General features: G+C 68.0%; 19 protein-coding genes. 15 read left to right on the top strand and 4 right to left on the bottom strand.

Going from position 1 to position 26,379, the window contains the following annotated elements; genetic code table 11:
- The first annotated feature begins 298 nt into the window (after positions 1-298).
- The 7 genes from ACWHYQ_RS14545 (at position 299) to ACWHYQ_RS14515 (ending at position 14,620) form a co-directional block, all read left to right on the top strand.
- Positions 299-5,707, top strand: a complete 5,409-nt coding sequence (locus ACWHYQ_RS14545; RefSeq protein ID WP_447972835.1) for a protein kinase domain-containing protein — start codon at positions 299-301, stop codon at positions 5,705-5,707.
- 121 nt (positions 5,708-5,828) lie between these two features.
- Positions 5,829-6,743: a YybH family protein gene (locus tag ACWHYQ_RS14540; RefSeq protein ID WP_447972834.1), complete on the top strand. Its 915-nt coding sequence runs from the start codon at positions 5,829-5,831 to the stop codon at positions 6,741-6,743.
- Between the two features lie 70 nt (positions 6,744-6,813).
- Positions 6,814-7,812 carry a hypothetical protein gene (locus ACWHYQ_RS14535; protein WP_447972833.1) on the top strand — a complete coding sequence of 333 codons (999 nt, stop codon included), beginning with the start codon at positions 6,814-6,816 and terminating at the stop codon, positions 7,810-7,812.
- Positions 7,813-8,158: 346 nt separating this feature from the next.
- Positions 8,159-11,635, top strand: a complete 3,477-nt coding sequence (locus ACWHYQ_RS14530) for a PilZ domain-containing protein (RefSeq protein WP_447972832.1) — start codon at positions 8,159-8,161, stop codon at positions 11,633-11,635.
- Positions 11,636-11,877: 242 nt separating this feature from the next.
- Positions 11,878-12,888 (top strand): serine/threonine protein kinase, encoded by a 1,011-nt coding sequence (locus tag ACWHYQ_RS14525; protein ID WP_447972831.1) that lies wholly within the window; start codon positions 11,878-11,880, stop codon positions 12,886-12,888.
- Positions 12,801-13,418 (top strand): ATP-binding protein, encoded by a 618-nt coding sequence (locus tag ACWHYQ_RS14520; RefSeq protein WP_447972830.1) that lies wholly within the window; start codon positions 12,801-12,803, stop codon positions 13,416-13,418. Before ACWHYQ_RS14525 ends, ACWHYQ_RS14520 begins: the two co-directional genes overlap by 88 nt.
- Positions 13,382-14,620 carry a tetratricopeptide repeat protein gene (locus ACWHYQ_RS14515; RefSeq protein ID WP_447972829.1) on the top strand — a complete coding sequence of 413 codons (1,239 nt, stop codon included), beginning with the start codon at positions 13,382-13,384 and terminating at the stop codon, positions 14,618-14,620. The genes ACWHYQ_RS14520 and ACWHYQ_RS14515 overlap by 37 nt, the downstream gene beginning before the upstream one ends.
- Before the next feature lie 72 nt (positions 14,621-14,692).
- Here the strand turns inward: ACWHYQ_RS14515 and ACWHYQ_RS14510 are convergent, their stop codons facing one another.
- Positions 14,693-15,943 carry an IS256 family transposase gene (locus ACWHYQ_RS14510; RefSeq protein WP_447972828.1) on the bottom strand — a complete coding sequence of 417 codons (1,251 nt, stop codon included), beginning with the start codon at positions 15,941-15,943 and terminating at the stop codon, positions 14,693-14,695.
- 167 nt (positions 15,944-16,110) lie between these two features.
- Between ACWHYQ_RS14510 and ACWHYQ_RS14505 the strand changes: the two genes are divergently transcribed.
- The 4 genes from ACWHYQ_RS14505 to ACWHYQ_RS14490 all read left to right on the top strand — a co-directional run bounded on the left by ACWHYQ_RS14505 (position 16,111) and on the right by ACWHYQ_RS14490 (position 18,900).
- Positions 16,111-17,094: a transposase gene (locus ACWHYQ_RS14505; protein ID WP_447972827.1), complete on the top strand. Its 984-nt coding sequence runs from the start codon at positions 16,111-16,113 to the stop codon at positions 17,092-17,094.
- A gap of 44 nt (positions 17,095-17,138) precedes the next feature.
- A complete protein-coding gene (locus tag ACWHYQ_RS14500; RefSeq protein WP_447972826.1) occupies positions 17,139-17,537 on the top strand; it encodes a transposase in 399 nt (132 codons plus the stop codon).
- A gap of 195 nt (positions 17,538-17,732) precedes the next feature.
- Positions 17,733-17,894, top strand: coding sequence for an integrase core domain-containing protein (locus tag ACWHYQ_RS14495; RefSeq protein WP_447975572.1), 162 nt, complete (start codon positions 17,733-17,735; stop codon positions 17,892-17,894).
- Between the two features lies 1 nt (position 17,895).
- Positions 17,896-18,900 carry an IS1380 family transposase gene (locus tag ACWHYQ_RS14490; protein ID WP_447972825.1) on the top strand — a complete coding sequence of 335 codons (1,005 nt, stop codon included), beginning with the start codon at positions 17,896-17,898 and terminating at the stop codon, positions 18,898-18,900.
- A gap of 397 nt (positions 18,901-19,297) precedes the next feature.
- Here ACWHYQ_RS14490 and miaB read toward each other — a convergent pair whose 3' ends face one another.
- Complete coding sequence (gene miaB / locus ACWHYQ_RS14485; RefSeq protein WP_447972824.1) at positions 19,298-20,653, bottom strand: tRNA (N6-isopentenyl adenosine(37)-C2)-methylthiotransferase MiaB; 1,356 nt, start codon at positions 20,651-20,653, stop codon at positions 19,298-19,300.
- Positions 20,654-20,669: 16 nt separating this feature from the next.
- Complete coding sequence (gene mtaB, locus ACWHYQ_RS14480) at positions 20,670-22,040, bottom strand: tRNA (N(6)-L-threonylcarbamoyladenosine(37)-C(2))-methylthiotransferase MtaB (protein ID WP_447972823.1); 1,371 nt, start codon at positions 22,038-22,040, stop codon at positions 20,670-20,672.
- 180 nt (positions 22,041-22,220) lie between these two features.
- On the opposite strand from mtaB, the gene ACWHYQ_RS14475 reads away from it, so the two are divergent.
- From ACWHYQ_RS14475 to ACWHYQ_RS14465, 3 genes are all read left to right on the top strand, one after another.
- Positions 22,221-22,625 (top strand): hypothetical protein, encoded by a 405-nt coding sequence (locus ACWHYQ_RS14475; RefSeq protein WP_447972822.1) that lies wholly within the window; start codon positions 22,221-22,223, stop codon positions 22,623-22,625.
- 111 nt (positions 22,626-22,736) lie between these two features.
- The gene (locus tag ACWHYQ_RS14470; RefSeq protein ID WP_447972821.1) at positions 22,737-23,987 is read left to right on the top strand and encodes an AmpG family muropeptide MFS transporter; all 1,251 of its coding nucleotides are present in this window, start codon (positions 22,737-22,739) and stop codon (positions 23,985-23,987) included.
- 31 nt (positions 23,988-24,018) lie between these two features.
- On the top strand, positions 24,019-25,416 hold the full coding sequence (locus ACWHYQ_RS14465) for a TrkH family potassium uptake protein (protein ID WP_447972820.1): 1,398 nt from the start codon (positions 24,019-24,021) through the stop codon (positions 25,414-25,416).
- Between the two features lie 114 nt (positions 25,417-25,530).
- Here ACWHYQ_RS14465 and ACWHYQ_RS14460 read toward each other — a convergent pair whose 3' ends face one another.
- Positions 25,531-25,821: a hypothetical protein gene (locus ACWHYQ_RS14460; RefSeq protein ID WP_447972819.1), complete on the bottom strand. Its 291-nt coding sequence runs from the start codon at positions 25,819-25,821 to the stop codon at positions 25,531-25,533.
- A gap of 157 nt (positions 25,822-25,978) precedes the next feature.
- Between ACWHYQ_RS14460 and ACWHYQ_RS14455 the strand changes: the two genes are divergently transcribed.
- On the top strand, positions 25,979-26,362 hold the full coding sequence (locus ACWHYQ_RS14455) for a DUF4359 domain-containing protein (protein ID WP_447972818.1): 384 nt from the start codon (positions 25,979-25,981) through the stop codon (positions 26,360-26,362).
- Positions 26,363-26,379 lie beyond the last annotated feature (17 nt).

Genomic DNA, 26,379 nt, shown 5'->3' with positions numbered 1-26,379 from the left:
CCAACTGTCTGTAGAAGTGCCTGAGCACCGCTCCTATAGCACAGTTTCGAGCCTCGATGACTTTTTTATGGCGCCAGTCGTGAATTTTCCGGGCTAGTAGCGATGGACCTCTGCGACGCCGGACCGCTCCCACCCAGGCCATAATCCAGGTATAAGACTCTAATCACTTTATAGTGATCACTATAGATAGTATCGAGTTTTCCGCAAGAAGCTTACACTGCGGCGCAACAGGCTCGGGCCGGACCCGGCTCATCCGGAACCGCGCGCCTCCGGGGTTTCTACGACTGCGAGCAACCCCGTGACCGACCAGCCGCGCATCTTCAGCGGACGCTTCCGCGCCGACCGGTTGCTCAAGACCGGTCTGGGTGTGGACACATTCCTCGGCACCGACCTTGATCGGGGCGGCCCGGTCGTCATCAAGACGACCGCCACAACCTGCCTGTCGCTTCAGGCCCGGCTCCGCCTGGAGCATGAAGCCCGCCTCCTGCAGGAGATCCGGAGTCCCTGGCTCGTCCCCCTGCTGCACCTGGGCTCCGACCGCGACCTGGTGTTTCTCGTCCTGCCCTATGTTCCCGGCGTCACGCTCCAGACGCGACTGGCTGCCGGGCCCCTACCGCTGCAGGATGCACTCACCGTCGGCGTCTGCCTCTTCGCCGGTCTACGGGACGCCCACGCCCACGGCGTGCTCCACCGGGATGTCAAGCCGGCCAACCTGATGCTGGGAGAGGGCGCCCCGCTGCCCGGGGCGACCCTGATTGACTTCGGCCTCGCTCGGAGCGGCCGGTTGGATGTCTCGCTCCGGGACCAGCCGGCTGGCTCGATCCAGTACATGGCGCCCGAGCAGGCCGGGCTGATCAAGGACGAGGTCGGTGAGTACTCGGACCTCTATTCGGGCGGGCTGGTCCTGTTCGAATGTCTCGTCGGCCGACTCCCCTTTCGCGGCGAGACGGTTGCCGAGATCTTGCGCCAGCACCTGACAGTAGCGGTCCCGGACCTCCAGCAGCTCGGCGTCCCTGCTCCGCGGGCACTCAACGACCTCCTGCAGCGGCTCCTCCGCAAGGACCCGCGCGACCGGTACCAGGCCGCGGAGGCCGTGCTGGCGGATCTGGAGACGTTGCGCACGGCCCTCGCGTGCGGCATCGCCAATCCCAGCCTCGTCATCGGCACCCGGGACCGGCGCCAGACCCTGGCCGAGCCGGCATTCATCGGCCGCGCCGACGAGCTGGCCCGGCTGGAGACCCACCTCCGCGGCACCGCGCAAGGGGAGGGCGGGCTCCTGTTGATCGAGGCGGAATCCGGCGGCGGCAAGACCCGGCTCTTGGAGGAGCTCATGCGGCAGGCCGGGGAACTGGGATTCTGGAGCCTCCGCGGCCAGGGCCAGGACCAGATCGCGCCGCGCCCCTTCCAGGTGCTGGACGGAGTGGTCGGCGAGCTGGTGGCGCACGCCCGGGCGCAGCCCGCGTGGGCGGACACCTTCCAGACCGGGCTCGGCGAGCTGCGCGGCGCGGCGGCCGCGGCGCTCCCGCAGTTGCAAGAGATCCTGGACCCCGATCCCGCCCTGTCACTCGGACCGGAGGCCTTCGGGGAACTGAGGACGGTCCAGGCCCTCACCCTGTTGCTCGACACCCTCGGGTCCGCGGCGCAACCAGCGCTCGTGCTCCTCGATGACTGCCAGTGGGCCGACGAGCTGACCCTGCGGCTCCTCGTCCATTGGCACCGGCACCGCCGCCAGCAGGATGAGACCGGCGGCCGCTACGTCACGGTAGTCGCGGCGTTCCGATCCGAAGAGGTCCCGGCCGACCACCTCCTTCGCAGCCTGACGCCGCGGTTGCACCTGGCACTGCCCCCCTTCGGCCCCCAGGACATCCGGCAGCTCGTGGAGTCCATGGCGGGGCCTGTCCCCCAGGAGGCCGTCGAGGTGGTGGCCAAGCTGGCCGCGGGAAGCCCCTTCATGGCAGCAGCGGTCTTGCGCGGCTTAGTGGAGACCGGCGCCCTGCTACCGACCACCTCGGGCTGGAAGATCGTACCGGACCCCCTCGCGGAGGCCCGTTCTTCGTACCGGGCCGCCGTGTTCCTGGCCAAGCGGCTCGAGCAGATCCCTCCTGAGGCCACGCAGATCCTGTCCGTTGGCGCGATCCTGGGGCGAGAGTTCGATCTTGCGTTCGCCCGAGGGCTGGCCAAGCTGCCCGAGGCCCGCGCAATCGCGGGTATCGAGGAGGCCCGCCGGCGGCGGCTCGTGTGGTGGGATCCCGGCAACGGTCAGTGCAAGTTCGTCCACGATAAGATCCGGGAAGCGCTCCTCGCCCAGCTGCCTGACGGAGACCGCAGGGCACTCCACCTCAAAGCCGCCCTGTCCCTGGAGGCGCTTGAACCGGCTCGGTTCTACGACCTCGCCTACCATTTCGACGCGGCCGGGCATTCCGAGCGAGCCCTCCCCTATGCGCTGGCCGCCGCTGAGCAAGCCCGGGGCCAGCACGCGTTGGAGATCGCCGAGAAGCAATATCGGATTGCCGAGCGCGGCGCCCGGGCCGCCGAGCCCCCCGTGCGGTACCGCATTGCGGAAGGACTCGGGGACGTCCTCATGCTCCGGGGACGGTATGACGAGGCGCAGGAGCGGTTCACGCAAGCCCGCACGCTAGCGAGGACCGATCTTGCCCGCGCCCAGGTCGAGGGCCGGCTCGGGGAGCTGTCCTTCAAGCGCGGGGATATCAAGAGCGCCAGCGAGGCCCTGGAACGGGCCTTGCGGCTCCTGCACCAACGCGTGCCGCGTGGCAAGGCCGGCTACCTGGGGTGGCTGCTGTGGGAGGTCACCAGCCAGACCCTGCACACCTGGATGCCCCGCCTGTTCGTCGGCCGGCGCTCCCTCGACGGGGTAGACCAGGAGCTGCTCGTGATCCGGCTGTATAGCCGGCTCGCCTACGCCTATTGGTTCCAGAAGGGCACGGTGCCCTGCCTTTGGGCCCACCTCCGGGAGATGAACCTGGCCGAGCGGTATCCCCCGACGTTGGAGCTCGCCCAGGCCTATTCGGAGCACGCACCCGCGCTCAGCCTGATCCCGCTGTTCCGGCGCGGCATCGCCTACGTCGAGAAGTCGCTGGCCATCCGGCAGGCGCTGGGAGACCTGTGGGGGCAGGGGCAGTCGCTCCATTTCTACGGGGTCATCCTGTTCGCGGCCGCCCGCTACGAGGAAGCGATGCAGAAGTGCCGGGAGGCGCTCCGCCTCCTCGAGCGGACAGGAGACCAGTGGGAAGTCAACCTGGCACGCTACCACATCGCGTTCAGCCTATACCGTCTGGGCCATCTGCGCGAGGCGGTCCACGAGGCGCGGCGCGTGTACCAGGCTGGGCTCGACCTCGGCGACGCACAGGCTCCGGGCATCAGCCTGGAGATCTGGTCCAAGGCCTCAGGTGGTCGCGTCCCGGCGGAGGCCATCCAGATCGAGCTGGGCCGCCTCAAGGAGGATGTCCAGCGCACCTCGAACCTGTTACAGGCCGAGGGCATCCGCCTCCTGCAGGAAGGCCGGCCCGACGAGGCCGTGCCTGTGTTGGAGCAGGCGTGCCGGATCCTCGAGCAGACCGGCATGATGAACGCCTACGTGGCGCCGGCCCTGGTCTGGCTGGGCACGGCCCTCCGCGAGGTCCTGACGCGGGCGCCGATCTGGGCCCGGCGGCAGCGCCGGTCGCTGCTCCGGCGCGCGGAGCGGACGATCCGCCAGGCCTTACGGCTCGCGAGAAAGTTTCCCGGGGATCTGCCGCACGTGCTGCGCGAGCGCGGCTTGCTGGCCGCCGCCCGCGGACGCACGCACCGCGCCCGGCGGGCCTTCGCCGAGAGCCTGGCGGTGGCCGAAGCCCAGGGCGCGCAGGACGAATACGCCCAGACCCTGCACGCGCGCGGTCAAGTCGGACTCGCCCTTGGGTGGCCGGGAGCGGCCGCCGACGAGGCTCGGGCTGACCAGCTCCTGCGCGAGCGGCGAGCGGGGCTCGACGAGGAGGCCGGCTCCGCCGCGGCCACGACGGGCACCCTCTCCCTGGCGGACCGCTTTGCCACGGTCTTGGAAGTCGGCCGCGCCATCGCCCGGGCCCTGACCCCGGAGGATGTCTTCGCCGCCGTCCGCGACGGGGCGCTCACGCTCCTGCGCGGCGAGCAAAGCTTCGTGATCCCGGTCCGGCCGGCCCACGCCGGCGCCGGCTGGACGCCGGATGCGCCGCCCGACGCCGCCTACAGCCACACCCTCATCGAGCGGGCCCTCACTGCCGGGGCGCCCGTGCTAGCGGTCGAGGGCCTCCCCGAGACGCCCACCGACAGCGTCGTGCTCGCCGGCATCCGCTCCGCCCTCTGTGCCCCGATCATCGTGCGCGGCAGTCCCGCCGCCTGTCTCTACGTCGCCCACCGCCAGGTCGGCCGGCTCTTTGGCGAGGAGGAGCGGCGCCTGGCCGAGTTCATCGCCGCGCTCGCCGGCGCCGCCCTGGAGAACGCCGCGGGCTTCGCCGCGCTGACCGCCGCCCACGAGCACCTCGAACAACGGGTCGCCGCCCGGACCGCCGAGCTGGTCGAATCCAACGCCCGCCTGCAGCGCGAGATCGAGGAGCGCCGCCGGGTCGAGGAGGCCCTCCGCGACAGCGAGGCCAGGTATCGCGCCGTCGCCGAAACCGCCGCCGAGGGCATCATCACGATAGACGAGACCGGGACCATGGTGTTTGTCAACCGCGCCACCGAACAGATCTTCGGGTATGCCGCGGCCGAGTTGCTCGGCCAGCCGCTTACCATGCTGATGCCCGAACGGCTGCGCCGGGCGCATGAAATCAGCCTCGCCCGGTACCGCGCCTCGGGAGAGCGCCACCTGACCTGGGAACGGGTCCAGCTCCCCGGCCGGCATAAGAGCGGTCGCGAGATCCCCCTGGAGCTGGCCTTCTGGGAGTTCACCCAGCACGGCCGGCGCTTCTTCAGCAGCCTGATCCGCGATATCACCGACCGGGTGCAGGCGGCCGAGCTGCGCACCCGCCTGCTCGAGCGGGTCATCTCCGCCCAGGAGGAGGAGCGCGCGCGGCTCGCCCGCGAGCTGCACGACGAGACCGGCCAGGCCCTCATGGCGCTGCTGGTCCAGTTGCATGGCATCGCGCGCGCGCCCACGCTGGCCGCGGCGCAGGCCCACGCGGAGAAGGTACGGCGGATCGCCGCTCAGGCCCTCGACGACGTACGACGGCTGGCCGTCGGCCTGCGCCCCAACGTGCTCGACGACCTCGGCCTCGTGGCCGCCTTGGAGCGCTACGCGGCCGACTACCGCCAGGCCTACGGCATCGCGGTGGACGTGCACGCCCGGGGGCTAGACGGCCGGCTGCCTCCGGCGATCGAGCTGACCCTCTACCGGATCCTGCAGGAGGCGCTCACCAACGTGGCCAAGCACGCGGGCGCGACGCTCGTGAGCGTGGTGCTCGAGCGACAGGCCTCGGCCGTGCGGGCCATCATCGAGGATGACGGGCGGGGCTTCGATGTGGAGGCGACGCTGCGGGAGGCGGGCCGCGCCCAGCGCTTCGGGCTGCCCAGCATGCGCGAGCGCGCCGCGCTCCTGCACGGTACCCTGGCCATCGAATCCACCCCCGGCCACGGTACCACGATCTACGTCACGCTGCCCTGCGAGCGGCATCCAGGCGGGTCAGACGGCCCCGCATCCCCGACGCCGCTCCTGTCGCCGCAGGACACTGCGTAGAACCTTTAGGGCGGGGCCCGGCGGCAAACGAGAAACTCCTTGACAAACGCCCGAGGCCCGCGTAGCCTCGCCCTCAATTATCAGTTTCCTGCGATTGGGCTTGTCCCCCACGAGAGTCTTCGTGACGCTACTCCACGTCGAACGCACCGTTCGTGGCGCAGGTTGCGCCCGCTGGGTCCTGGCGCTCCTGCTGGCCGCTTGGCCCTGGACGAACGTGTACGCCTCAGCCGCCGAGCCCCTGGGGCCCGAGGAGGTGCTGCGCGCGCTGGTCCGGGCCAACGCCGCGAAGGACCTCGCCGCCATGGCCCGGTTCATGGCTCAGGACCCCGACGCCATCGGCTATTCGATTGCGGGCCGGAAATACGTCGGGTGGACGGAATTCGCAGCACAGATGGACGAGGAGTTTCGATCGGTGGACCGACTCGAGATCCCGATCGTCATGCTGAACGTCTGGAAACGAGGGGACATTGCTTGGTTCGCCATGGAGCTGGACTATATCCGCTATGTCGGGACCGGCGCGCAGCAGACGCGGACCCTGCTCCCCTTGCGGGAGACTGGCGTGCTGGAGCGGCGCAACGGAACGTGGATGGTCGTGACCTGGCATGAATCGTTCCGGACGGGGGGCGGGGCCTTGTCGGTCGCCGAGAAGGCTCCGGATCCGGCCACGTCGGCCGTCGGGCCTCCACCCGCCGCGCTGACGAAGCCGGATCTGAGCGGGGAATGGGAGATCCAGGAGGAGGACAAATCCTACACGGCGACCCTGGATCGAGACGGCAACGGCACCTACTCCTGGCAGGGCGGCCGAATCCGGACCACCGCGATCGTGGACGGCAAGATCCAGGGCACCTGGCACCAATCCGGCAACGACCGGGAAGGCGGGTTCGAAGTCCTGCTCTCAGCGGACGGCAACGAGGCCAGAGGGGTGTGGTGGTACACTCGCGTCGGGGATAAGAATAAGATTCCCCCGCGCCAGTGGGGCGGGACCTACGTGTGGAAGCGGACGAAGCCGGCCCCCACCCCCACCGCGAAGCCGTGATCGGAAAACCCATGACGGAACGAAGCCGCTCCGTCTTCAGAAGCAACCCTTAGACTCGACGGGAGGAACCATGTCTCGCTGGATCGTGTCCGTGCTCGCCGTCCTCGCCTCCGCCGCATCAGCCTTCGCGGCGGAGGACCATGCGCACCAGAGCGTCCCGACGCTGAACGGCCAGGCGACGACGAGCGTGTCCATCCAGGACCACATCGTCACCCTGACCTTTGGCCCCATTGATCTGCCCTCGGCCCACGACGGCGAGCTCGCCGCGAGCATGCCCAAGCACGTGTTCCAGCTTCCGAAGGACATGTATCTGATCGGCTTCAAGTCCGAAGTCTTCACCAAGGACGGACGGCCGCTTCCGAAGAACTACCTGCATCACATCCTGATGATCAACACCGACAAGGAGAGCCTCTCCTGTCCCGGCGAGCCGCTCTTCTTCGGGGGAGCCGGCCTCGAGATGGCCGAGGCGCGCTTTCCGGAGGGCTACGGGGTGAAGCTGGAGAAGGGCAAGAACCTGATGTCCGTCGTGGCCTTCTACCACAAGGCCCCACCGACGAAAGACGTGATGGCGCGGTTCACCATGTACATGGCCCCCGAGGGAGTCCCGATCAAGGAGCTGGAAGTCTACCAGGTGGGCGTCAACATCGTCTGCTACAGCAAGTTCGGGCAGCGGGGCCCGGACCAGACCGACGAGGGGATCGAGATCAAGCCGGGCGTGCATGTCCTGTCCGCCCCGCTCAAGTTCCGCGTGGACGGCTGTGTGAAGTTCGCCTATCCGCATGGGCACGACCAGCTTCTTCTGACTGCGCTCGAGGACAAGACCCGGATGCGGACGCTGCTGCGGACCGTGCCCGCCGTCGCCCAAGACGGCACCTTCCTCGAGTTCCAGCCCCATCAGGTCTATCGAGACGGCCGGGGATTCTCCGTGAATCAACGGGACAACTATGAGATCGTGATGGTCTACCACCACCCGCTGCACGATCCCAACGTGCAGCACGGGATGGGCAACTACCTGCTGTACATGACCCCGGGCCCCTGTCCCCACGAAACTGCCCTGTCCCAGCGCTGACTGGTCTCTGACCGCCTCCCTTGTGCCCCCCCGGGTCCGGCCCGCTGCACCTTAACACTGCACAGCCCGGAGCCCTCAGTGGGCCGGCGACGCGTTAACCCTAGATGTTGCGGCCTTCCTACTTAAGAACAGGGCTTGACTACTATATATTGTTGTGGCATAAGCCTCCTCGCGTCGACTTCCCGGCAACTTCCTGACCCTTGCGACTGGCGAAAATCCTCGGCCCGTGGTCATTCCGTATGAGGCCGAACCACCCTGCGCCTCCGAACGCGGCTCGACGGCGCGAGACGTGGAGTCCCATCACACCAAGGGGCTGGCACTCCGGCGCTCCCCAGAGGAACGACGCATGAACCCCGGGGCCGCCCTCCGCGCCTTGCTTGCCTGCGAGCTGGCCGAAGACATCAAGCAGATCACCCTGGCCCTGCGCCGCTCCTTTCCCGGCTGCCGGGTGGAGGCCGTCTATTCGGCGAGCGAGATGATCGAGTGGGCCGCACTCGAGGAGTGGCACATGATCGTGGTGGACGCGCAGCTTTCGGGCGAGGCCGCTTCCGCGCTTCTCTCCGAGCTGAGGGTGGGGGCCCCGGATGCCGCGATCATCCTCCACTCAGATCGGTGCGAGCAGGAGCACGCCGCCCAGGCGATCCGGGCCGGGGCAGACGCCTTTCTCTACCGAAGCTCCCCCGCCTTCCTCGCGGAGCTGCTGGCCGCGGTCAGCGCGGCCCTCCACCGACGGGACCTCGAGCAGCGCCTACATGCCGCTCAGGCCCGTTACCGAAGCCTGCTCGAGGCGATCCCCGACGTGCCCTACGAGCTCGATGCGGCCGGCTGTTTCACGACGATCGGTCCAGGAGTCCGGATGCTGCTGGGGTACCAGCCGCAGGACCTGATCGGCACGCGTTGGCTGAACCTGGTCCACACCGACGACCGGAGGATCGCGGAGGGGCCCTTCAACGAGCGGCGGACAGGCGCGCGGGCGACCCGAGACCTCCGTATCCGCCTGCTCGGCAAGGGGGAGCCGGGGGATCGAGAGGTGGTCAAGCTGGTCGCCGTGAACGCCATCGGAGTCTATACCCGCCGCGGGACTTTCATCGGCACCGTCGGCGTGCTCCGACCGGTGAGCGAGGACGTCGGCGCGCGCGAGTCGGCGGCCGACTCGAGGCCCCCCCCGGCCGCGCCCGCGCCGCGCCCCGAAGACAGCGCGAGCGATCGCGACGTCCGCCCCTCCGCGACGGAGCGCCGACGCTCCCCGCGGAGTCCGCTCGGCTTGCACGCCCAGCTCCGCCTGGGCGGCCGCACCTGGAAGGGCACGGTGCGGGACGGCAACCTTCACGGGCTGCTCCTCATCACGGCCAGAGAAGCGCCGATCGGCAGGAACCAGCCGCTTCGGCTCGGCTTCCTCAGCGAAGCGGGTCTGCTGGAGCTGCGCGGCGTCGCCCTGGCCCCGCGCGCCATCCGCGCCCCGGCGGAGCACGCAGATGGCCCCGCGCAAGGCGTTGCCATCGCGTTTGATCCCGTGCCGCCGCTCGAACTCCGGGTCCTCGCCTCCCTGCTTCACGCAGTCCGGAACGAGACGGGCGCTCTCACCGTGATCGTCGCGCTCGACCCCAACCTTGAGCAGGCAGCCTTGCTGCTGGAGGCAGGAACGCAGATGCACGGCCGTCTGTCGCGCCCGGCGGCGGAGCCGCGGGGGGCTCCACCGCAGGAGCGAATGGCCGACCGCCGGCTCGCTCCTCGTCTGGCCCTGGCGCTGGACGCGGACCTGGAATTGGACAGCACCTCGTCGTCCGGAGGACGCTTCCGCGCGGCGACCGAGAACGTGAGCTTCGGCGGCGCCCTGGTCCGCGTGACCAGCGGCGGATACGCACCGGGCCAGCGGGTGCGACTCCACCTGTTCCTCCCGGCGGAAGCCCCGACCAGCGCCGCAGGCGCGCCCGCGGCGCCCCCCCGGCCCCTCACCGTAGAGGGAAAAGTGGCCTGGATCGTATCGGGAGCTTGTGGAGAACCGACGCCCATGATGCGCCTTGGCCTCCGGTTTCCCGCCTCGCAAGGCCAGGCCCTGAAGCCGCTCGCCGGGCTGGTCGGCCGATACCTGGCCGCTCCCTCCTGCCGCGTGGAAGGGGCCCAGCAGTCCCGCATCGTGAGCGAGCTGACCGACTGTCGCAACCGGGTTGGGCAGCGCCTCGTCTTGTACCTGGATTGCCGCCGCGGCGCTCTGCCACCCGGTTGCCCGGTCGCCATCATCGCGCCCGGCTACGGGGAGACCAAACGAGACTACATCCGGCTGGCTTACACCCTGGCCTGCAACGGGTTCCGAGCCCTCCGTTACGACCACAGCGACCACGTGGGCGAAAGCGACGGGGACATCCGCGGGACGACGCTCTCGAGTATGCAGGAAGACCTCTCCGCCGTCATCGAGTACGCCGCCCAGGCCTGGCCACTGAGCCCGCTGGTCGTGCTCGCGACCGGATTGGCCGGCCGGGTCGCGGTGAAGGCGGTGGCCGACCACAAGCGAGTCGAGCTGCTTGTCCTGCTCGCGGGCGTCCTCGACGTGCAGGCTGCGCTCCTGGCCCACCACGGCCAGGACCTGATCGGCGCCTCCCTCGAGCAGCTTCCCCTCGGCCTCTTCAACCTGTTCGGCTTGAACGTGGACGCCGACCGCTGGCTGCAGGACGCGGTGGCGAAGGGGTACGCGAATCTTCAGACCACGGTGCGCGACGCAGCGAAACTCCAGATCCCCGTGCGGCTCGTCACAGCCGAGGACGAGGCGTGGACCACCGAGGAGGCGGTCTCGGCAGTGCGGGCCGCCCTCGCCGCTCCGACGGCCGCGCCCTGCCGGATCCCTCGGCCACTCCCTCGCCTGGAGGCCGACCCCGAGCAGGCCCGACCGGTGTGCCAACAACTCGTTCAGATGTGCTGGGAGCAGTGCTACCCCTTCGTGCGACCAGAAGACCTGCAGGAGCCCTGCGAACGCGAGATCGGCCGGCAGCAACGGCTCGAGACCGAGCGGTCTCGGTTGCAACGCTGGATGGCGCCCCGGGAACTGGCGGAGTGGTGGCGGGGCTATCTGGAGCACGAACGCAACGCCGTCACCGTCACGGAATACTGGCAACTCCTGGACCACCTCGTCCGCCTGATGGAGCCGATCGAGCAGGGCGCGCGCATCCTGGATGCCGGCTGCGGCAACGGGCACCTCGGCCTTTTCCTTCAGGTCCATCACGCCTACCGGCCATCCGGCGTTGCCGCTCCCGCCACGCTCGCCGCGCCAGCCACCCAGTACCTGTACCTGGGAGCGGACCTCGTGCCTGCGGCCTTGACCCGAGCCAAGCAACGGATCACCAACCTTCTGGCCCAGTCCGGGCAGTGGCCCCAACGGCCGATAATGCAACCCCATCCGCTGTTGACCAGCTTCTGCCTGACCGACCTCAGCGAGCGCCTGCCCTTCCGGGACCGGTCTTTCGAGCGCATCGTTTGCAACCTGGTCCTGGCAGCCCTTCCCGATCCCCTGTTTTCCCTACGCGAGCTGGTCCGGGTTCTAGCCACGAGCGGCCGGCTGATCGTCACCCTCTTGAAGCCTTCAGCCGACCTGTCGCCGTTTTATCGCACCATGATCCACCTGACGGAGCGGCCCAGCGACCGAGACGAAGGGGTTCACCTGCTGACCGCATGGGGTATGCTCCGGCAGGGCCGAAGCGACGGCTTCTTCCGCTCGTTTCATCGAGACGAGCTGATCGCCCTGTTGGCGGCCAGCGGGGTGGAGCGGACGCAGGTGTACTCGACCTTCGGCGATCAAGCCTACGTCGCGGTGGCCGAGAAGCCCGGCTGACGATCCCCTCGTCCTCATCCCCTCACCCGCCTCCCCCCATCACATGGATTGATCTTTGGCGCAAAACCTCCCTATGTAGAGGAGCCTGTCCGCTATAGCCCTATCTGTCTCCAGCCTGCAATCGCGAGGGCGACGACCGTGACGAGTGCCGCCGGGGTTCTCCCCACTTCAGCCTTCGCTCACTCTCCTGCTCACCACGTAGCCGAACCATGATCCCCTGCCTAGCGAAGGAGGGCTGCATTGTGGGCGGGCGCTTCCGCGCCGAGCGCCTCCTGAAAGAGGGGGATGGCATCGAGACCCTGCTCGGCACCGACCTGGCCAGCGGCACTCCTGTGGTGGTCAAGACAGCGTCGGCCGCCGCCCTGCCGCGGGAGACGAAACTTCGCTTGGACCACGAAGCAACGGTGCTGGCCGGGCTCGCCAGCCCCTGGCTAGCCCCGCTGCTCTCCCTAGGGCAGGAGGGTGACCGGCTCTACCTCGTCACGCCCTATGTCCCCGGCGTGACGCTCCAGGCCCGGCTGGCTGCCAGCCCCCTGTCCCTCCAGGACACCCTGACCCTGGGACGCTGCCTGTTTGAGGCCCTCCGCGACATCCACCGTCATGGGGTGCGGCATCGGGACATCAAGCCCGCCAACCTCATCGTCAACGGCGACGGGCCGGTCGTGCAGGCCACCGTCATTGACTTTGGCCTGGCGCGCAGCGACCGGCTAGACGGTTCGATCCGGGATCTGCCCGCCGGGACGGCCCGGTACATCGCGCCGGAACAGGCCGGGCTGATCAAGGCCGACCTGGGTCCCTGGTCAGACCTGTACTCGGTAGGCATCCTGCTCTTTGAGTGCTTGGTGGGGCGCCCGCCGTTTCAGGCGGAGGCGCTCGGCGAGCTGCTGCGGCACCATCTGTCCACCCCGCCACCCCGGTTGCGCAGCCTGGGTCTGGCCGTGCCCCGGGCCCTGGACGACATTCTGCAGCGATTGCTGCAGAAGGACCCGCAGGATCGCTACCAATCCGCCGAGGGGGTGCTCGCCGATTGGAGCGAGCTGACGGAGGCGCTCGCCCGTGGCAGGCCGGAGCCCGTGGTCGTCATCGGGGCGCGGGATCGGCGGCGCACGCTGGCGGAGCCCGTCTTCATCGGCCGGAACCAAGAGACCGAGGAACTAGAGACCCGTTGGCAGGAGGCCAGGCGCGGGACGGGCAGATTGGTCCTGCGGAAGCTGAGTCGGGCGGCGGGAAGACTTGGCTCCTCGACGAGCTAGCACGCCGGTGTGAGTCCGACGGCGGTTGGGTGCTGCGCGGCCAGGGCCGGGATCAGGCCGTACAGCGACCGTTTCACCTGCTGGATGGCGTGGTGGGAGCGGTGGCCACGCGAGCGCGGGCGGAGCCGGTCTGGGCCGAGACGCTGCGCCACCAACTCGGCGACCAGGTCGAGGCGGTGGCGGCGGCGCTGCCTCCGCTGGCAGCGCCGCTGGGGGTGCACGCCGTAGCATCCCTGGGGCCGGAAGTGTTCGGCGAAGTCCGCAGCCTGCGAGCCCTGGCCACGCTGCTTGATGCGCTCGGCACGCCAGCCAAGCCTGCTGTCGTGCTGCTCGATGACTGTCAGTGGGCGGATGACCTCACGATCAAGCTCCTGCACCACTGGCTGAGTCACCGGGTGACGCGGCAAGGCCAAGAAGATGCAGAGTCCCGCCACACCGGTTCGTGCTGGTCGTTGCGGCGTTCCGTTCCGAAGAGGTGCCCGCCGATCATCTTGTGCGCCGCCTGCCGGCCGGCGCCCCTCTTCGCCTGAACCCCTTCGGCAAAGACGACGTGGGCAAGCTGGTGGAGTCCATGGCCGGCCCCGTGCCCAGGGAAGTCCATGAGGTAGTCGCGCGGCTGGCCACCGGGAGTCCGTTCATGGCGGCCGCGGTACTGCATGGTTTGGTGGAAATCGGCGCCCTGGTAGCGGATGGAGCGGGCTGGCGGGTTGAACCGGCGGCCCTGGCGAAGGCGCAGTCATCCTACCGCGCCGCGGTCTTTCTCACGCGGCGACTGGAGCGACTGTCGGCGGAAGCCCTGCACCTGCTCTCGGTCGGTGCGGTCTTGGGCAAGGAGTTCGAGGTGAAGGCGGCCCGACTGCTGGCCGGCCTGCCCCCAGACCAGGTAATCGCTGGGCTGGAGGAGGCCCGACGGCGGCACCTCGTGTGGGTGGACGGCGGCACGGGCCACTGCAGCTTCGTCCACGACAAGATTCGCGACGCGGTCCTCCTCCGGTTGTCAGAGACCCAGCGCCGGGAACTCCACCGCCAGGCGGCCTTACACATGGAGGCCGAGTGCCCGGACCAGCGCTTCGAGCTGGCCTACCACTTCGACGCGGCGGGCGAGCCGGAGCGGGCGCTGCCCTACGCGCTGGCCGCGGCCGAGCAGGCGCGGCGCCAGTTCGCCCTGGCGAGCGCCGAGCAGCAGTACCGGATCGCCGACCGGGGGGCGGCGGGGGCCGAGGCGGCGACGCGCTATCGGATCGCCGAAGGATTAGGCGACGTCCTCATGCTCCGCGGCCGCTACGACGACGCCCAGGCGCAGTTCGAGCGGGCGCGAAGCCTGGCGAAGACCTCGCTAGCGCGGGCCCAGATCGAAGGCAAGCTGGGGGAGTTGGCCTTCAAGCGCGGGGACGTCAAGGCCGCGAGCGAAGCCATTGAACGCGCGCTGCGGCTGCTTGGGCAACGCGTGCCGCGGCGACGAGCCGGCTATGTCGGCTGGCTGTGCTGGGAGGCTTTCGTTCAAGCTCTTCACACGTGGCTCCCCGGCATCTTTGTATCGCGCCGAACCTTGGAAGGGGCCGAAGAGGAGTTCTTGGCCATCCGCCTGTACAGCCGGCTGGCCTACGTGTACTGGTTTCAACGTGGCACGGTGCCCTGTTTCTGGGCACACCTGCGCGAAATGAACCTGGCTGAACGATATCCGCCGACCCCTGAGCTTGCCAAGCCTACTCCGAACATGCACTCGCGATGACGATCCTTGCTTGGTCAAGCTCTTTTTTTCCTGTAAAAGTGGCCATGGCGCTGATCCCTCCGGCTGTCTCCCTCAGGCCACCTGACTCTGCACGGGATACCGCTCCTGGCGGATGGCATCCAACTCGCGCAGGATGCGCGGCGTCATGCGCAACCCACGCCAGCGTTGCGCGGCGGTGAGCAAGGTGGCGAACACCAGCGTCAGACAGGCGGTCTCGGTCGGGAACCGCGGAATCACCTTCGTGCGGCGCCGCCCTTCCCCGAACGTCCGTTCGAGGAGATTCGTCGTCCGAATACTCTTGTGATGCTCCTTGGGAAACTTCAGATAGACCAGGCACGCCTCCAGATCCTGTTCCAGACAGGCCATCGCCGCCGGATAGCGGGCGCGCCACCGGGCGATGAGCGCACGGCCCCGCGTCAGCCCCTGCTCATAGGTGGCGGCACAGAAGACCTGGCGGATCAGCGGCTTGAGCAGCGCCCGCGCGGCCTGCGGCAACTTGGCCAGGATGTTCCGCATCTTATGCACCTGACACCGCTGATGGAAGGCGCGGGGGAACACCTCCCGCAGCGCCTTGCGCAGGCCGGGCTGGCCATCCGAGACCACCAGCAACGGCGCCTCCAGGCCGCGCGCGGTCAGGTCGTGCAGGAAGCTCAACCAGGCGTCGTAGGACTCGCGGCTGCCCAGGGCCAGAGACAGCAGGACCTTCTGGCCCGACTCCAGAATCCCGTAGGCGCAGAGCACCCCTTCCTGCTCGTCCGTCCCTTGCCGCACGGCCAGATAGATCGCGTCCAGGAACAGATAGACGACCTTCAGGGCACTGAGATCCCGGCGCTGCCACGCCTCGAAGTCCGCCTGCAGCTGGCGACAGACCTCGCTGACGCCGGTGCGGGAAATCACCCGGTCCCCCACCGTCTCCAGAAACAGGGCTTCGACATCGGCCTGCGAGAGCCCGCGCACCCACATCCGCGTGGCCAAGCGTTCCAACGCCTTCGAGCGTGTGCCCACCGCCTGCGCCACCCGGGCCGGAAACGGCTCGTCGGTCCCCCGCACCTGCGGCACCGCCACCGGCAGCAGCCCCAGCGGGGTCTTGAGCCCCTTGGGCTCGTAGCCATTCCGCCAGCCGCGCCGCCGCCGGGCGCCCCGCTGATAATGGGCGCGGCCCAGCCACTCGGTCACTTCTTGTTCATAGGCCACTTGCAACACGTACCGGGCGCCCAATTTGATGAGCTCATCCAACGGATGCTCCGCGCTCTCGCTGCCTTGCTCCAACACGGTCGTGAGTGCTTGCTTCAGGTGCTCGCTCGGTGGTACCCTCTTTCGCATGGCGTAAGTCCTCCTTTCAGCTTGGGGCCTCGGCCCCGGGTTGGTAAACGCCGGAGGCATCTTACGCCATTTTTGTTTCTGCTCAACTCACTTTTACAGGAAGTATAGAGCATCACCCCTTGCTTTACTTTGGTCGCGGTGTCGCCTATGTCGAGAAGTCGTTGGCCATGCGGAAGGCCTTCGGTGACATCTGGGGGCAAGGCCAGTCCCTGCATTTCTATGGGATCGTGCTCTACGCCGCCTCGAGGTTTTCTGAGGCTGTTACGAAATCTCGTGAGGCCGTCACGCTGCTGGAACGCACCGGCGACCGCTGGGAGGCCAACAATGCAGGGTTCCACATTGCCTTTTGCCTCTATCGAATGGGCGAACTTCGTGATGCGCTCGCTGTGAGCCAACGTGTGCATCAGATGGGCCAGGAGATTGGCGACACCCAGGCAGCAGTTGTGAGCTTGGAAATTTGGTCGAAGGTCTCTGCCGGAAATGTCCCATGGGCCTTGCTGGAAACCGAGTTGCAACGTCACTCAGAGGATGCGCAGACACTAGCCCGGAAAATTCACGACTGGCGCCATAAAAAAGTCATCGAGGCTCGAAACTGTGCTATAGGAGCGGTGCTCAGGCACTTCTACAGACAGTTGGGAGGGAACTCGATGGCGACAGACTGTATACCGCAAGTGACCTTTGAATTCTACGACAAACTGCAGCCGGTGGTGGCGCGCTTTGATCAGGCGCAGGCCAGCACCGATGGCGGGGCGGTGTTGCTGAAGGCGCTGGATGACCAGCTCCAGTTGACCGATCAGCTCGCCGGGTGTCTGGTCGACCGCCGGGATCCCGACAAGATTCGGCACACGGTGCGGGATCTGCTGCGACAACGGATCTTCGGCCTGGCCTGTGGGTACGAGGATGGGAACGATGCCGCGCGGCTAGCGAACGATCCGTTGCACAAGCTGGCCGTGGGCCGAGACCCACTCACCGGGGCCGCCTTGGCCTCGCAGCCGACCCTGTCCCGCTTTGAGAATGCCGTCGGCCCGTGGGCCTTGGCGCGCATGGGACGGACCATGGCCGCCACCGTGATCTATACTGCTCCCCTGAAGGAGTGGACACTTTGGAGAGTGAGTGGTCGGTCGCGGGTGCCTGCCGGCTGGTGGGCGTGAGTCGCCGTGGCTCCTAGGCGGTGCGGCAGGAGCGCCCGGCCCCGGTGGCAGGGCCGAATCCCTCTGATGAGGCGCTGCTGGCGCGGATCCGGCCGATCAGCCAGGCCCATCCCTTCTGGGGCTATCGGCGGGTCTGGGCCTGGCTCCGGTATCGGGAGGGCCTCCCGGTCAACAAGAAGCGGGGCTCTCGGCTGATGCGGGAAGCGGGCTTGACCGTGAAACGGACGCGCCAGGCGGCGACGCGGACCCCGAAGGCGAAACCCCAGGCCACCCGGCCTCGGCAGTTCTGGGGGATCGACATGACGACGTGCCTGATCCCGGCGCTGGGTTGGGCGTACCTGGTCCTTGTGCTGGATTGGTACACGAAGAAGATCGTCGGCTGGAACCTGGCTCTCCGCAGCCGTCGGCAGGAGTGGGAGGCGGCGCTGGCCCAGGCGGTCTAAGCCGAATTCCCGAACGGGGTCCGGGGAGCCGGGCTGAAGCTGGTCTCCGACAACGGGAGCCAGCCCACCGCGACCGGCTTCATGGCCGCCATGAGCGTCTTGGGGATCGAGCAGGTCTTCACCAGCTACGACAACCCCAAGGGCAATGCCGAGACGGAGCGCCTGATGCGGACGATCAAAGAAGAGTTGCTCTGACTGCGGGAGTTCACGAGCCTGGAGGACGCGCGGGCGGCGATCCGCCATTGGATCACGGTGGAGTACAACGAGCGCTACGTTCACTCGGCGCTCGGCTACAAGAGCCCGCTGGAGTTCGAAGCCATGCTCGGCGAGCAGGAGACGGCACAAGCGGCTGCGTAGGATGACTCACTCTCAGCACCATAAACAGTGTCTTGACAAACGGGGAGCATTACAGATCGCCCAGCACCGCCGCCGGCTCAAGGGGCGCGCGCAGCGCATCACGATCGATCTGGATCCCACGGACGACCCGACGCACGGTCAGCAGGAATTCACCTTCTTCAAGGGCCACTATGACACCTGGTGCTATCTGCCGCTGGTAGCCACGCTGACCTTCAATGACGAAGCCGAGCAGTATCTGGTGGCCATCGTGCTGCGCCCGGGGAACAGCCCGGCGAAGCGGGGCGCGGTCGGGTTGGTGCGCGGGCTGCTCCGCCGCCTGCGCCGCGCGTTCCCGACGGCGGCCCTGCGCGTCCGCGTGGACGGCGGCTTCGCCGGGAACGACTGGCTGGCCTTCCTGGAGGCGGAGCGGGTCGAATACGTGGTGGGCCTCGCCGGCAATGCCCGGCTGGACCGGCGGGCCGGCAAACTGTTGGCCGAAGCCTGGGCGGGCTCGAAGGCCAGCGGCCGGACCGAACACCGCTATGGGGAGACCCAGTATGCCGCTGCGTCGTGGTCCCATCCCTGGCGGGTGATCATGAAGGCCGAGGTCGTGCGGCTGCCGGGACGGGATCCGACATGCAACCCGCGGTTTGTGGTCCCGAAGCTCCCCGACGACCCGGCGGCGGTCTATGCGCGCTATTGTCAGCGCGGCGACATGGAGAACCGGCTCAAGGAGCTGCATCACGGGCTGGCGTTGGACCGCACGAGTTGTTCGCGGTTCTGGGCCAACCAATTTCGGGTGCTGCTCACCGCCGCGGCGTACGTGCTGCTCCAAGCATTGCGGCGGCGCGCCCAGGGGACCGTCTGCGCCACGGCGCAGGTGTCCACCCTCCGCGACCGGTTACTCAAGCTGGCCGTTTGGGTGGAAGGATCGGTCCGTCGGCTCGTCCTGCACCTGCCTCGTCCTGCGCCATGGCGCCTGACCTGGCGCCAACTGGCCCTGGCCGTGGGCGCCTCGCCTGGGTAACCGAGGGTCCGGGGCTGGGTCGAACACGGTCTCCACCTGCTCTTGCAGGAGCGGTGTCTCCAGATCCGGCCTGACACGACTGGTCTGATGGGCTGCAACCAGACGGAGACCCCGGGCAGCCCTCACGTTACACGTCCAGAGACCTCCACGCACTCGGAATCGGCGCCGATGGCCCGCAGAACTCTGCGATCGGGTGACCTGGGCCATCAGTCACGAATAAAGCAGGCTAGCTCTTCAGGCCCCATCGACAGCAACGAGGTTCGCCCCGCCCTTACCAGGGGATTCGATGAAGGCACGGCGGTCTTCGCTGAACGACCGTCGGAACCCTGTGCACCGTTTGTTTCCCGCCAGCACAGATTACCCCCCTCGCGGCGAAGGGCCGGTGCGGGGTGCCGATTTAGTCGGGACGGGGCCGCGATTCGGTGGGAGGGACTTCGTCACCGAACAGGGTGGTTGCCGAAGCCCGGGTGATCCGGATGGACACGAAGTCGCCGGGCCTGGCCCGGCTTCCGTCTTTGTCCCAAACCACTGTCACGTTGTTGTCGGCTCTTCCCATCCACTGGCGGGGCGACTTCTTGGCATCGCCCTCGACGAGGACGGGGAGGATCCGCCCCACCGTTGCGAGGTTTTTGCGGAGGGAGATTCCCTTCTGCAGATCGACCAGGCGGGCGACGCGGGCGGCCTTTACCGCGTCCGGTACGTCGTCCGGATACTTGCGTGCGGCGATCGTGTGCTTGCGCTCGGAATACTTGAAGATGAACGCCGCATGGTACTCGACCTCCAGGACCGTGCGGACCGTGTCCTCGAACTCCGCATCGGTCTCGCTGCAGAACCCGCAGATGAGGTCGGTCGTCAGCGCGATCTCGGGGTTGCGCCGGCGGATGGCTTCGACGAGCCGGAGATAGTCCCGGCGGGTGTAGGTCCGGTTCATCAGGTGGAGGATCCGGTCGTTCCCGGCCTGGAGCGGCAAGTGAATGTGCTTGCAGATCCTCGGATGGCTGGCGACCGCGTCCAGGAGCGCGGGTGGGAAGTCCTTGGGATGAGGCGAGGTGAACCGGACCCGCTCGATTCCAGGGACCTCGGCCACCGCCGTCAGCAGCCGGGCAAAGTCCCAGTCCCCGGACCGGTAGGAGTTCACATTCTGGCCCAGGAGGGTCACCTGCTTGTAGCCCTGGGTGGCCAGGGCCTGTGCCTCCCGGAGGATGCTCTCCGGATCGCGGGAGCGCTCGCGGCCCCGCGTGTAAGGGACGACGCAAAACGAGCAGAAGTTGTCGCAGCCGCGCATGACCGCGATCCAGGCGTTGACGCCCTCGGTCCGCTCGGGCACGATGTCGTCGTAGGTCTCGTACTCCAACAGTTCGACGGCGATGCCCTTCTCCTGTCGCTCGAGCGCGTTGGTGAGGAGGTCTGGAAGCCGGCGATAGGCGTCCGGGCCGGCGAGGATATCTACCAGCGACTCGGTCTCCAGCAACTCCTTCTTGAGGTTCTGCGCCATGCAGCCGAGGATGCCGACGACGAGGCTCCGCTCCCGCTTGATGGCTTTCAGCTCCGCCAGATGGCCGTAGACGCGGCTGTGCGCGGTTTCGCGGATCGCGCAGGTGTTCATGAGGACCACGTCCGCCCGCTCACGATCCTCGGTCAGCTCGAACCCACGCGCCTTGAGGATCGAGCGCACGAGCTCGGTGTCGTATTCGTTCATCTGACAGCCGAACGTCTCGATGTGGACCCGGTAGGCTGGCGTCGTGCTGGGCATGGGTTGGCTCCTCGGACTAGGCAGCGCCGGAGAGCGAGGTCACGGGAATCAGGGGTTCGGGCTCGTGCCCGGCTGGTTCCGTCTGGAGATGGCCGAGGGCCAGGCCGTCCATGGCGCCGGTCACGAAGACTGTGCGGAGCTGGTTGGCCAGCGGCGTCGCGGAGCGCACCCCGACCCGCAGGTAATTGCCGGTCAGGCCGGTCCAGCGGCCATCGGGCTCCTGGTGCTCGAAGAGCACCTCCACCGGGCGTCCGATGTATCGCTGGGAGAACGCGAGCCGCTTCGCGCGCGAGAGCGCGGCCAAGGTCCGACACCGGGTCTTGACGGTGGCGGCGGGCAGGCGACCCTCCAAGCGCGCGGCCGCCGTGCCCGGCCGCGCGGAGAAGCTGAATACGTGGAAGTAGGCGAAGGGCAGGTCCGCGGCGACAGCCCTGGTGTTGGCGAACTGGCGCTCGGTCTCGCCGGGGAAGCCGACCATAAGGTCGGTCCCGAGCCCCAGGTCGGAGACGCGCTTGACGGCCTGCTCGACCAGCGCCACATAGTCCCGAACGCGGTACCGCCGGTTCATGGCCTCCAGGATGGTGTCGTCCCCGCTCTGCAGGGGAACGTGGAGGTAACGACAGAGCTTCGGCGAGGTCGCCATGTGGTCGAGCAGCTCCTCCGGAACCGTCGTGGGCTCGATCGAGGAGATCCGGATGCGCTCCACGCCGGGCACCGTCTCCAGACATCGGATCAGGTCGAGGAGCGTCCGGCCTCCGCTGGCGTACCGGCCGATGTTGACGCCCGTGAGGACCAACTCGCGATGGCCGCGCGCCGCCAGCGCCTCCGCCTCGCGCAGCACGTCGTCCAGGTGTCGGCTCCGCTCGCGCCCCCGCGCATAGGGAATGAGGCAGAACGAGCACATGAAATTGCAGCCATCCTGGATCTTGAGGTTCGCCCGGGTGGTATCGTAGGCGCCGGCCCCGGGCAGCACGAACTCCTCGCGCTCGATGGTCCGGGTATGAAGCAGCTCGGGGACGGGCCGCTTGCGGATCGCCGATGCCGGCGGTAGGTACTCGGCGAGATTCATCTTGTACTGCGTGCCGACGATCAGGTCCACGCCCGGCAACCGCCGGAGCGCCTCGGCGCCGGTCTGCGCGTAGCAGCCGGTGACCGCGACGAATGCCCACGGGGAGCGGCGCAGCGTCCGCCGGATGAGTGCGCGGCAGTCCGCCTCGGCCTGGTCCGTGACCGAGCAGGTGTTGAGCACAAGCAGGTCGGTGGTCTGGCCGAACTCGACGAGCCGGTAGCCCCGCTGCTTCAGGCGGTCAGCGAGCAGGGCCGTTTCCGCCTGGTTCAGCCGGCAGCCGATCGTGTAGAGGGAGGCACGGGGTTGCGACTGGGACATGTCCGCCATTATAGGAGGTCGGTTCGCGGGGAGTAAAGGGCGGCGGCCCGGCGCTGCCAGGCGGCCCCGCTGATTGACAGTCTTCGTCTGGCCTATGCTAGAATGCGGCCTGTGCTCCATCCGTCACAAACGAGCGCCGATCGAACGGTTTGCCATCTGCTCACCCGAGGGAGGACGCTCATGAACAGGCTGCGAGTCGGGATTCTCATCGCCTGGCTAGGATTCGGGCTACTGCCCTCCCTGGCCTCTGCGAACGGCACCCTGCCACCGGAGCCGGATGAGGACACCCGGATCGAGGAGCTGTACGATCACGAGGCCCGCATGTTCCTGTTCCTCTATTCGCTCAAGGGCAACGGCGAGGTGGACTACGTCACCGGCCGGATGGTCGAAGAGCATGCCCGGAGCCACTACGGCAATCCGGTGTACTACACGGAGCGATACCCCCTGTTCTACTGGTGGAATCACACCCTGTGGAACGATCCCGAGCGGGACGGCGTGAACGGTAACGAACGCGTCTATCAAGAGAACATCGATTTCGACAAGTCCCGCTACAAGCCCTGTGTCTTCAACGGGCAGCCCTGCTGACCGGTGGCCTGAGGTCCAGCCCATCCCGCTGGTCCGTCCCACGGCAAATCAGGCGCGGAAGGCACGCCGGTGCCCTTGCCCCTTGCTGCCCTGTCGGTCCAGGCAATCCCAGTGACCGCTCCCACGGTCGCCCAGATCGTCACGAGCAGGCGGCTCGCCGTGATGCTGCCCCTCGGCATCGCCTCCGGACTTCCACTGGCGCTGACCTCGGGGACGCTCCAGGCCTGGCTGACCGTCGCGGGGGTGGACCTCCGGACCATTGGGCTCCTGACGCTGGTCGGCCTACCCTACACGCTCAAGTTCCTCTGGGCGCCCCTGATGGATCGCTTTGTACTCCCCTGGCTCGGCCGGCGGCGCGGGTGGATGGCCCTGACGCAGGGCGGGCTCGCCGCCGGGCTCGTGGCCATGGCCGTCACTGAGCCGCTCGTCGCACCGGGGCTCCTGGCCGGCCTGGCGTTGCTGGTCGCCTTCCTCTCGGCCTCGCAAGATATCGTCTTCGACGCCTATCGCACGGACGTCCTGCTCCCGGCGGAGCGGGGCCTCGGCGCGGGCCTGTCGGTGACCGGCTACCGGATCGGGATGCTGTGCTCCGGCGCGGTGGCCCTGATGCTCTCCGAGCGGATCGGCTGGTCCCAGACTTACCTCCTCATGGCTGTGGGAATGGGATTAGGAGCGGCGGCGACGCTTGCCAGTCCGGAGCCTGCGGTGCCGTCGTCGGTCCCGCCGACCCTCGCCGAGGCGGTGACCGGACCGCTCACGGAACTCTGCTCGAGGCCTGCCGTGCCGGCGCTGCTCGGCCTCGTGGTCCTCTACAAGCTCGGGGACGCTTTCGCCGGGGCCTTAACCACGGCCTTCCTCATTCGCGGGGTGGGCTTCTCGCCAACAGACGTCGGCCTTGTGAACAAGGGGATGGGGCTTCTGGCCACGATCCTCGGGGCGCTGGTCGGCGGCGTGCTCATGACGAGGATCGGACTCTTCTCGGCGCTGCTCTGGTTCGGGCTCGGCCAGGCCCTGTCCAATCTGGCCTTCATGACGCTGGCTTGGGTCGGGAAGAGCTATCCGGTGCTGGTCTCGGCGGTGGCCGTCGAGAACCTCGCCGGCGGCATGGGCACGGCCGCCTTCGTCGCATTCTTGATGGCCCTCTGCGACCGGCGGTACTCGGCGACCCAGTTCGCCCTGCTGTCGGCCCTCGGCGCCGTCGGCCGCGTGCTCGTCGGGCCGCCGTCCGGGGTGCTCGTCGAGGCGGTGGGCTGGGGCTGGTTCTTTCTGCTCACGGCGCTCGCGGCGCTGCCGGGGCTGGCGCTGCTCTGGTGGCTGCGCGAAGACCTGGGCCGACTGTCGCGGGCAACGCCCCGCCACTGACTGGCGGGGCGAATTGAAGGGGGAGCGAGCGATGAAAGCTTCGAGCATGACCTGGATGCCGAACCGGCCCCTGTTCGAGCGGCTGCTGGCGGTCCGCCTGCTGCCCGGCCAGGTGGTCGCACTGGCCGGGATCGGCATGATTGTCATGGGCGCCGGGCTTCTGATGTTGCCGTGGGCGACCGCGCCGGGCGTCGAGCTGCGGTTCCTCGACGCCCTCTTCACGGCCACCTCCGCGGTCTGCGTGACCGGTCTCATCGTGCTGGACACCCCGCGCGACTTCACGCCGTTCGGCCAGGGGATCGTCCTGCTCCTGATCCAGCTCGGCGGCCTCGGCTACTCGACGATGGCGACGCTGCTCCTGCTCGCGCTCGGGCAGCGGATCGGGCTCAAGGAGCGGATGATGATGGCGGAGGCCCTGAGCACGCTGGACATGGCCGGGCTCGTCCGGTTCGTGAAGACGATCGTGCTGGTGACGGTCGTGATCGAGGGCGCCGGTGCGTTGCTCCTGACGCTCCGGTTCTGGGCGGACATGGACTTCGCCCGGGCCCTGTACGTCGGGGTGTTCCATTCGGTCTCGGCCTTCAACAACGCCGGGTTCTCCCTGTTCTCGGACAGCCTGATCCGCTACCGGAGCGACCTCACCGTCAATCTGGTAATCACCACCGAGATCATCCTGGGCGGGATCGGCTTCCTCGTCTTCCAGGACGTGATCGAGAACGCGCGCGGCCACCGCTTCCGCTTCCAGACCCACACGAAACTCGCGGTGCTGGTGTCGCTGCTCCTGCTCGCGGCCGGCACGCTCGGGATCTGGGTCCTGGAGTGGAGCAACCCCAGGACCTTCGTCCCCCTGTCGGCGGGCGACCAGTTCCTGGTCTCCTATTTCCATTCGGTGTCCTCACGGACTGCCGGCTTCAACACGGTGGACCTGAGCCTGATGCGGGACGCGACGCTCTACTTCATCATCCTGCTGATGGCGGTCGGCGGGTCGCCCGGCAGCACGGCGGGCGGCATCAAGACGACAGCCTTTGCGATCGTCTGGCTCTCCATCTGGTCCATCCTCAAGCAGCGGGCTGACGTCGAGGTGTTCCACCGGCGCATCCCCCCCGAGCTCGTGCTGCGCGCCACCTGTCTCGCGGTGCTGGCCATGGCGACCGTGACCGCTTTCACGCTGTTTTTGGCCTATACGGAGCAGCGCTCGTTCCTGGCACTCATGTTCGAAGTCACCTCGGCGATCGGGACGGTGGGGCTCTCGACTGGGGACGGGGGGGCGCGGAGCCTCTCCGCGCTCTTCAGCGATCCGGGGAAGAGCGTGATCATCCTGACGATGCTGATCGGGCGGTTCGGCCCGCTGATGGTGGGGCTGTTCTCGGTGAAGACCCCGTCCCAGATGCTCTACCGCTATCCGGTCTCGAAGGTCGTGATCGGCTAATGGCAACCGTGATGCGGGCACCCGTTGCTCTGAAGAATGCAACGGGTTCCCGGGGACGCGTGACAGCCTGGTGAGAAAAGACCCGGACGGCACGGGTCCCGTCACCGCTCACGGTCATTTGAGCCGCCGCTGGAGGAACAGGATGAACGCCATCAGCGTGGGCAGCGGGGCCAGGAGAAACGCGGGGAGCCAAACCCAGACGTTCTTCCCCCGGACGCGGGCCTGATCGAACATCCAGACGCAGAGCCAGAGCACCAATCCGGCGTAGTTGAGCAAGATCCAGAAGGTCGTGTGCGGCTTGAGGCTGCTCGCGGTGACCTCGAGGCCCAGGGCGAGGAACAGCACCAGGAAGAGCGTGAACATGGTCAGCAACCCGGCGACGAGGCGTTTGCTCCATACGTACATGGCTCGGGTCCTTTCTCCGGCTCGCAGTCCGGCGTTCAGCGGGCGGCAGCGGCCGGCGGAGGGGAGGCCGGACGGCGCCGCAGCGGGAAGATAGGGGAGCGCGCGGTGGATGTCAAACCGCTCCGCGTCAGGGGGCCGGCGGGGCCGGAGCAGGCCGGTGAGCACCGCTGGCCTTGCTAGCCTCGTCGTCGTGCTCGCGGTCTGCGTCGGCCTGGCCGCGAGCAATCCCACCATGGACGAGTACGACCAGTTCGTCCTCGCCCAGCTTGAGGCGGTCCTGTCGCGCTCAGGTTCGCGCGCCCAGCCGCGCGAGCGCGCGCTCGTGGCGCACCTGTTCGCCTTCCAGAGCCGGCAGATTATGGACTCGCTCATCCGGCCGAACTCGCGGCAATGGAACTACGGGCTCTTCAGCCTGTTTGAGACCAGGCTCCTGGACCAGCGGGTCCTCGTGCTCGGAATCGGGCACCAGTTCCTACCGCTCGCGGGCGTCGAGGAGGCGGCGCGGACGCTCGGTAGCCTGGCCCCGGCCCTGTCCCGCTAAATCCCCGCCTGTGGATA

It is taken from the genome of Nitrospira sp. Kam-Ns4a (assembly GCF_965152595.1).
This window is presented reverse-complemented; position numbering and strand designations above follow the sequence as displayed.

Coding starts and splice junctions, on each gene's coding strand:
- ACWHYQ_RS14535 (WP_447972833.1), top strand. CDS start 6,814: ATGTCTCGCTGGATCGTGTCCGTGCTCGCCGTCCTCGCCTCCGCCGCA.
- ACWHYQ_RS14465 (WP_447972820.1), top strand. CDS start 24,019: ATGAAAGCTTCGAGCATGACCTGGATGCCGAACCGGCCCCTGTTCGAG.
- miaB (WP_447972824.1), bottom strand. CDS start 20,653: ATGCCCAGCACGACGCCAGCCTACCGGGTCCACATCGAGACGTTCGGC.
- ACWHYQ_RS14490 (WP_447972825.1), top strand. CDS start 17,896: ATGACTCACTCTCAGCACCATAAACAGTGTCTTGACAAACGGGGAGCA.
- ACWHYQ_RS14460 (WP_447972819.1), bottom strand. CDS start 25,821: ATGTACGTATGGAGCAAACGCCTCGTCGCCGGGTTGCTGACCATGTTC.
- ACWHYQ_RS14530 (WP_447972832.1), top strand. CDS start 8,159: ATGAACCCCGGGGCCGCCCTCCGCGCCTTGCTTGCCTGCGAGCTGGCC.
- ACWHYQ_RS14475 (WP_447972822.1), top strand. CDS start 22,221: ATGAACAGGCTGCGAGTCGGGATTCTCATCGCCTGGCTAGGATTCGGG.
- mtaB (WP_447972823.1), bottom strand. CDS start 22,040: ATGTCCCAGTCGCAACCCCGTGCCTCCCTCTACACGATCGGCTGCCGG.
- ACWHYQ_RS14505 (WP_447972827.1), top strand. CDS start 16,111: ATGCGGAAGGCCTTCGGTGACATCTGGGGGCAAGGCCAGTCCCTGCAT.
- ACWHYQ_RS14510 (WP_447972828.1), bottom strand. CDS start 15,943: ATGCGAAAGAGGGTACCACCGAGCGAGCACCTGAAGCAAGCACTCACG.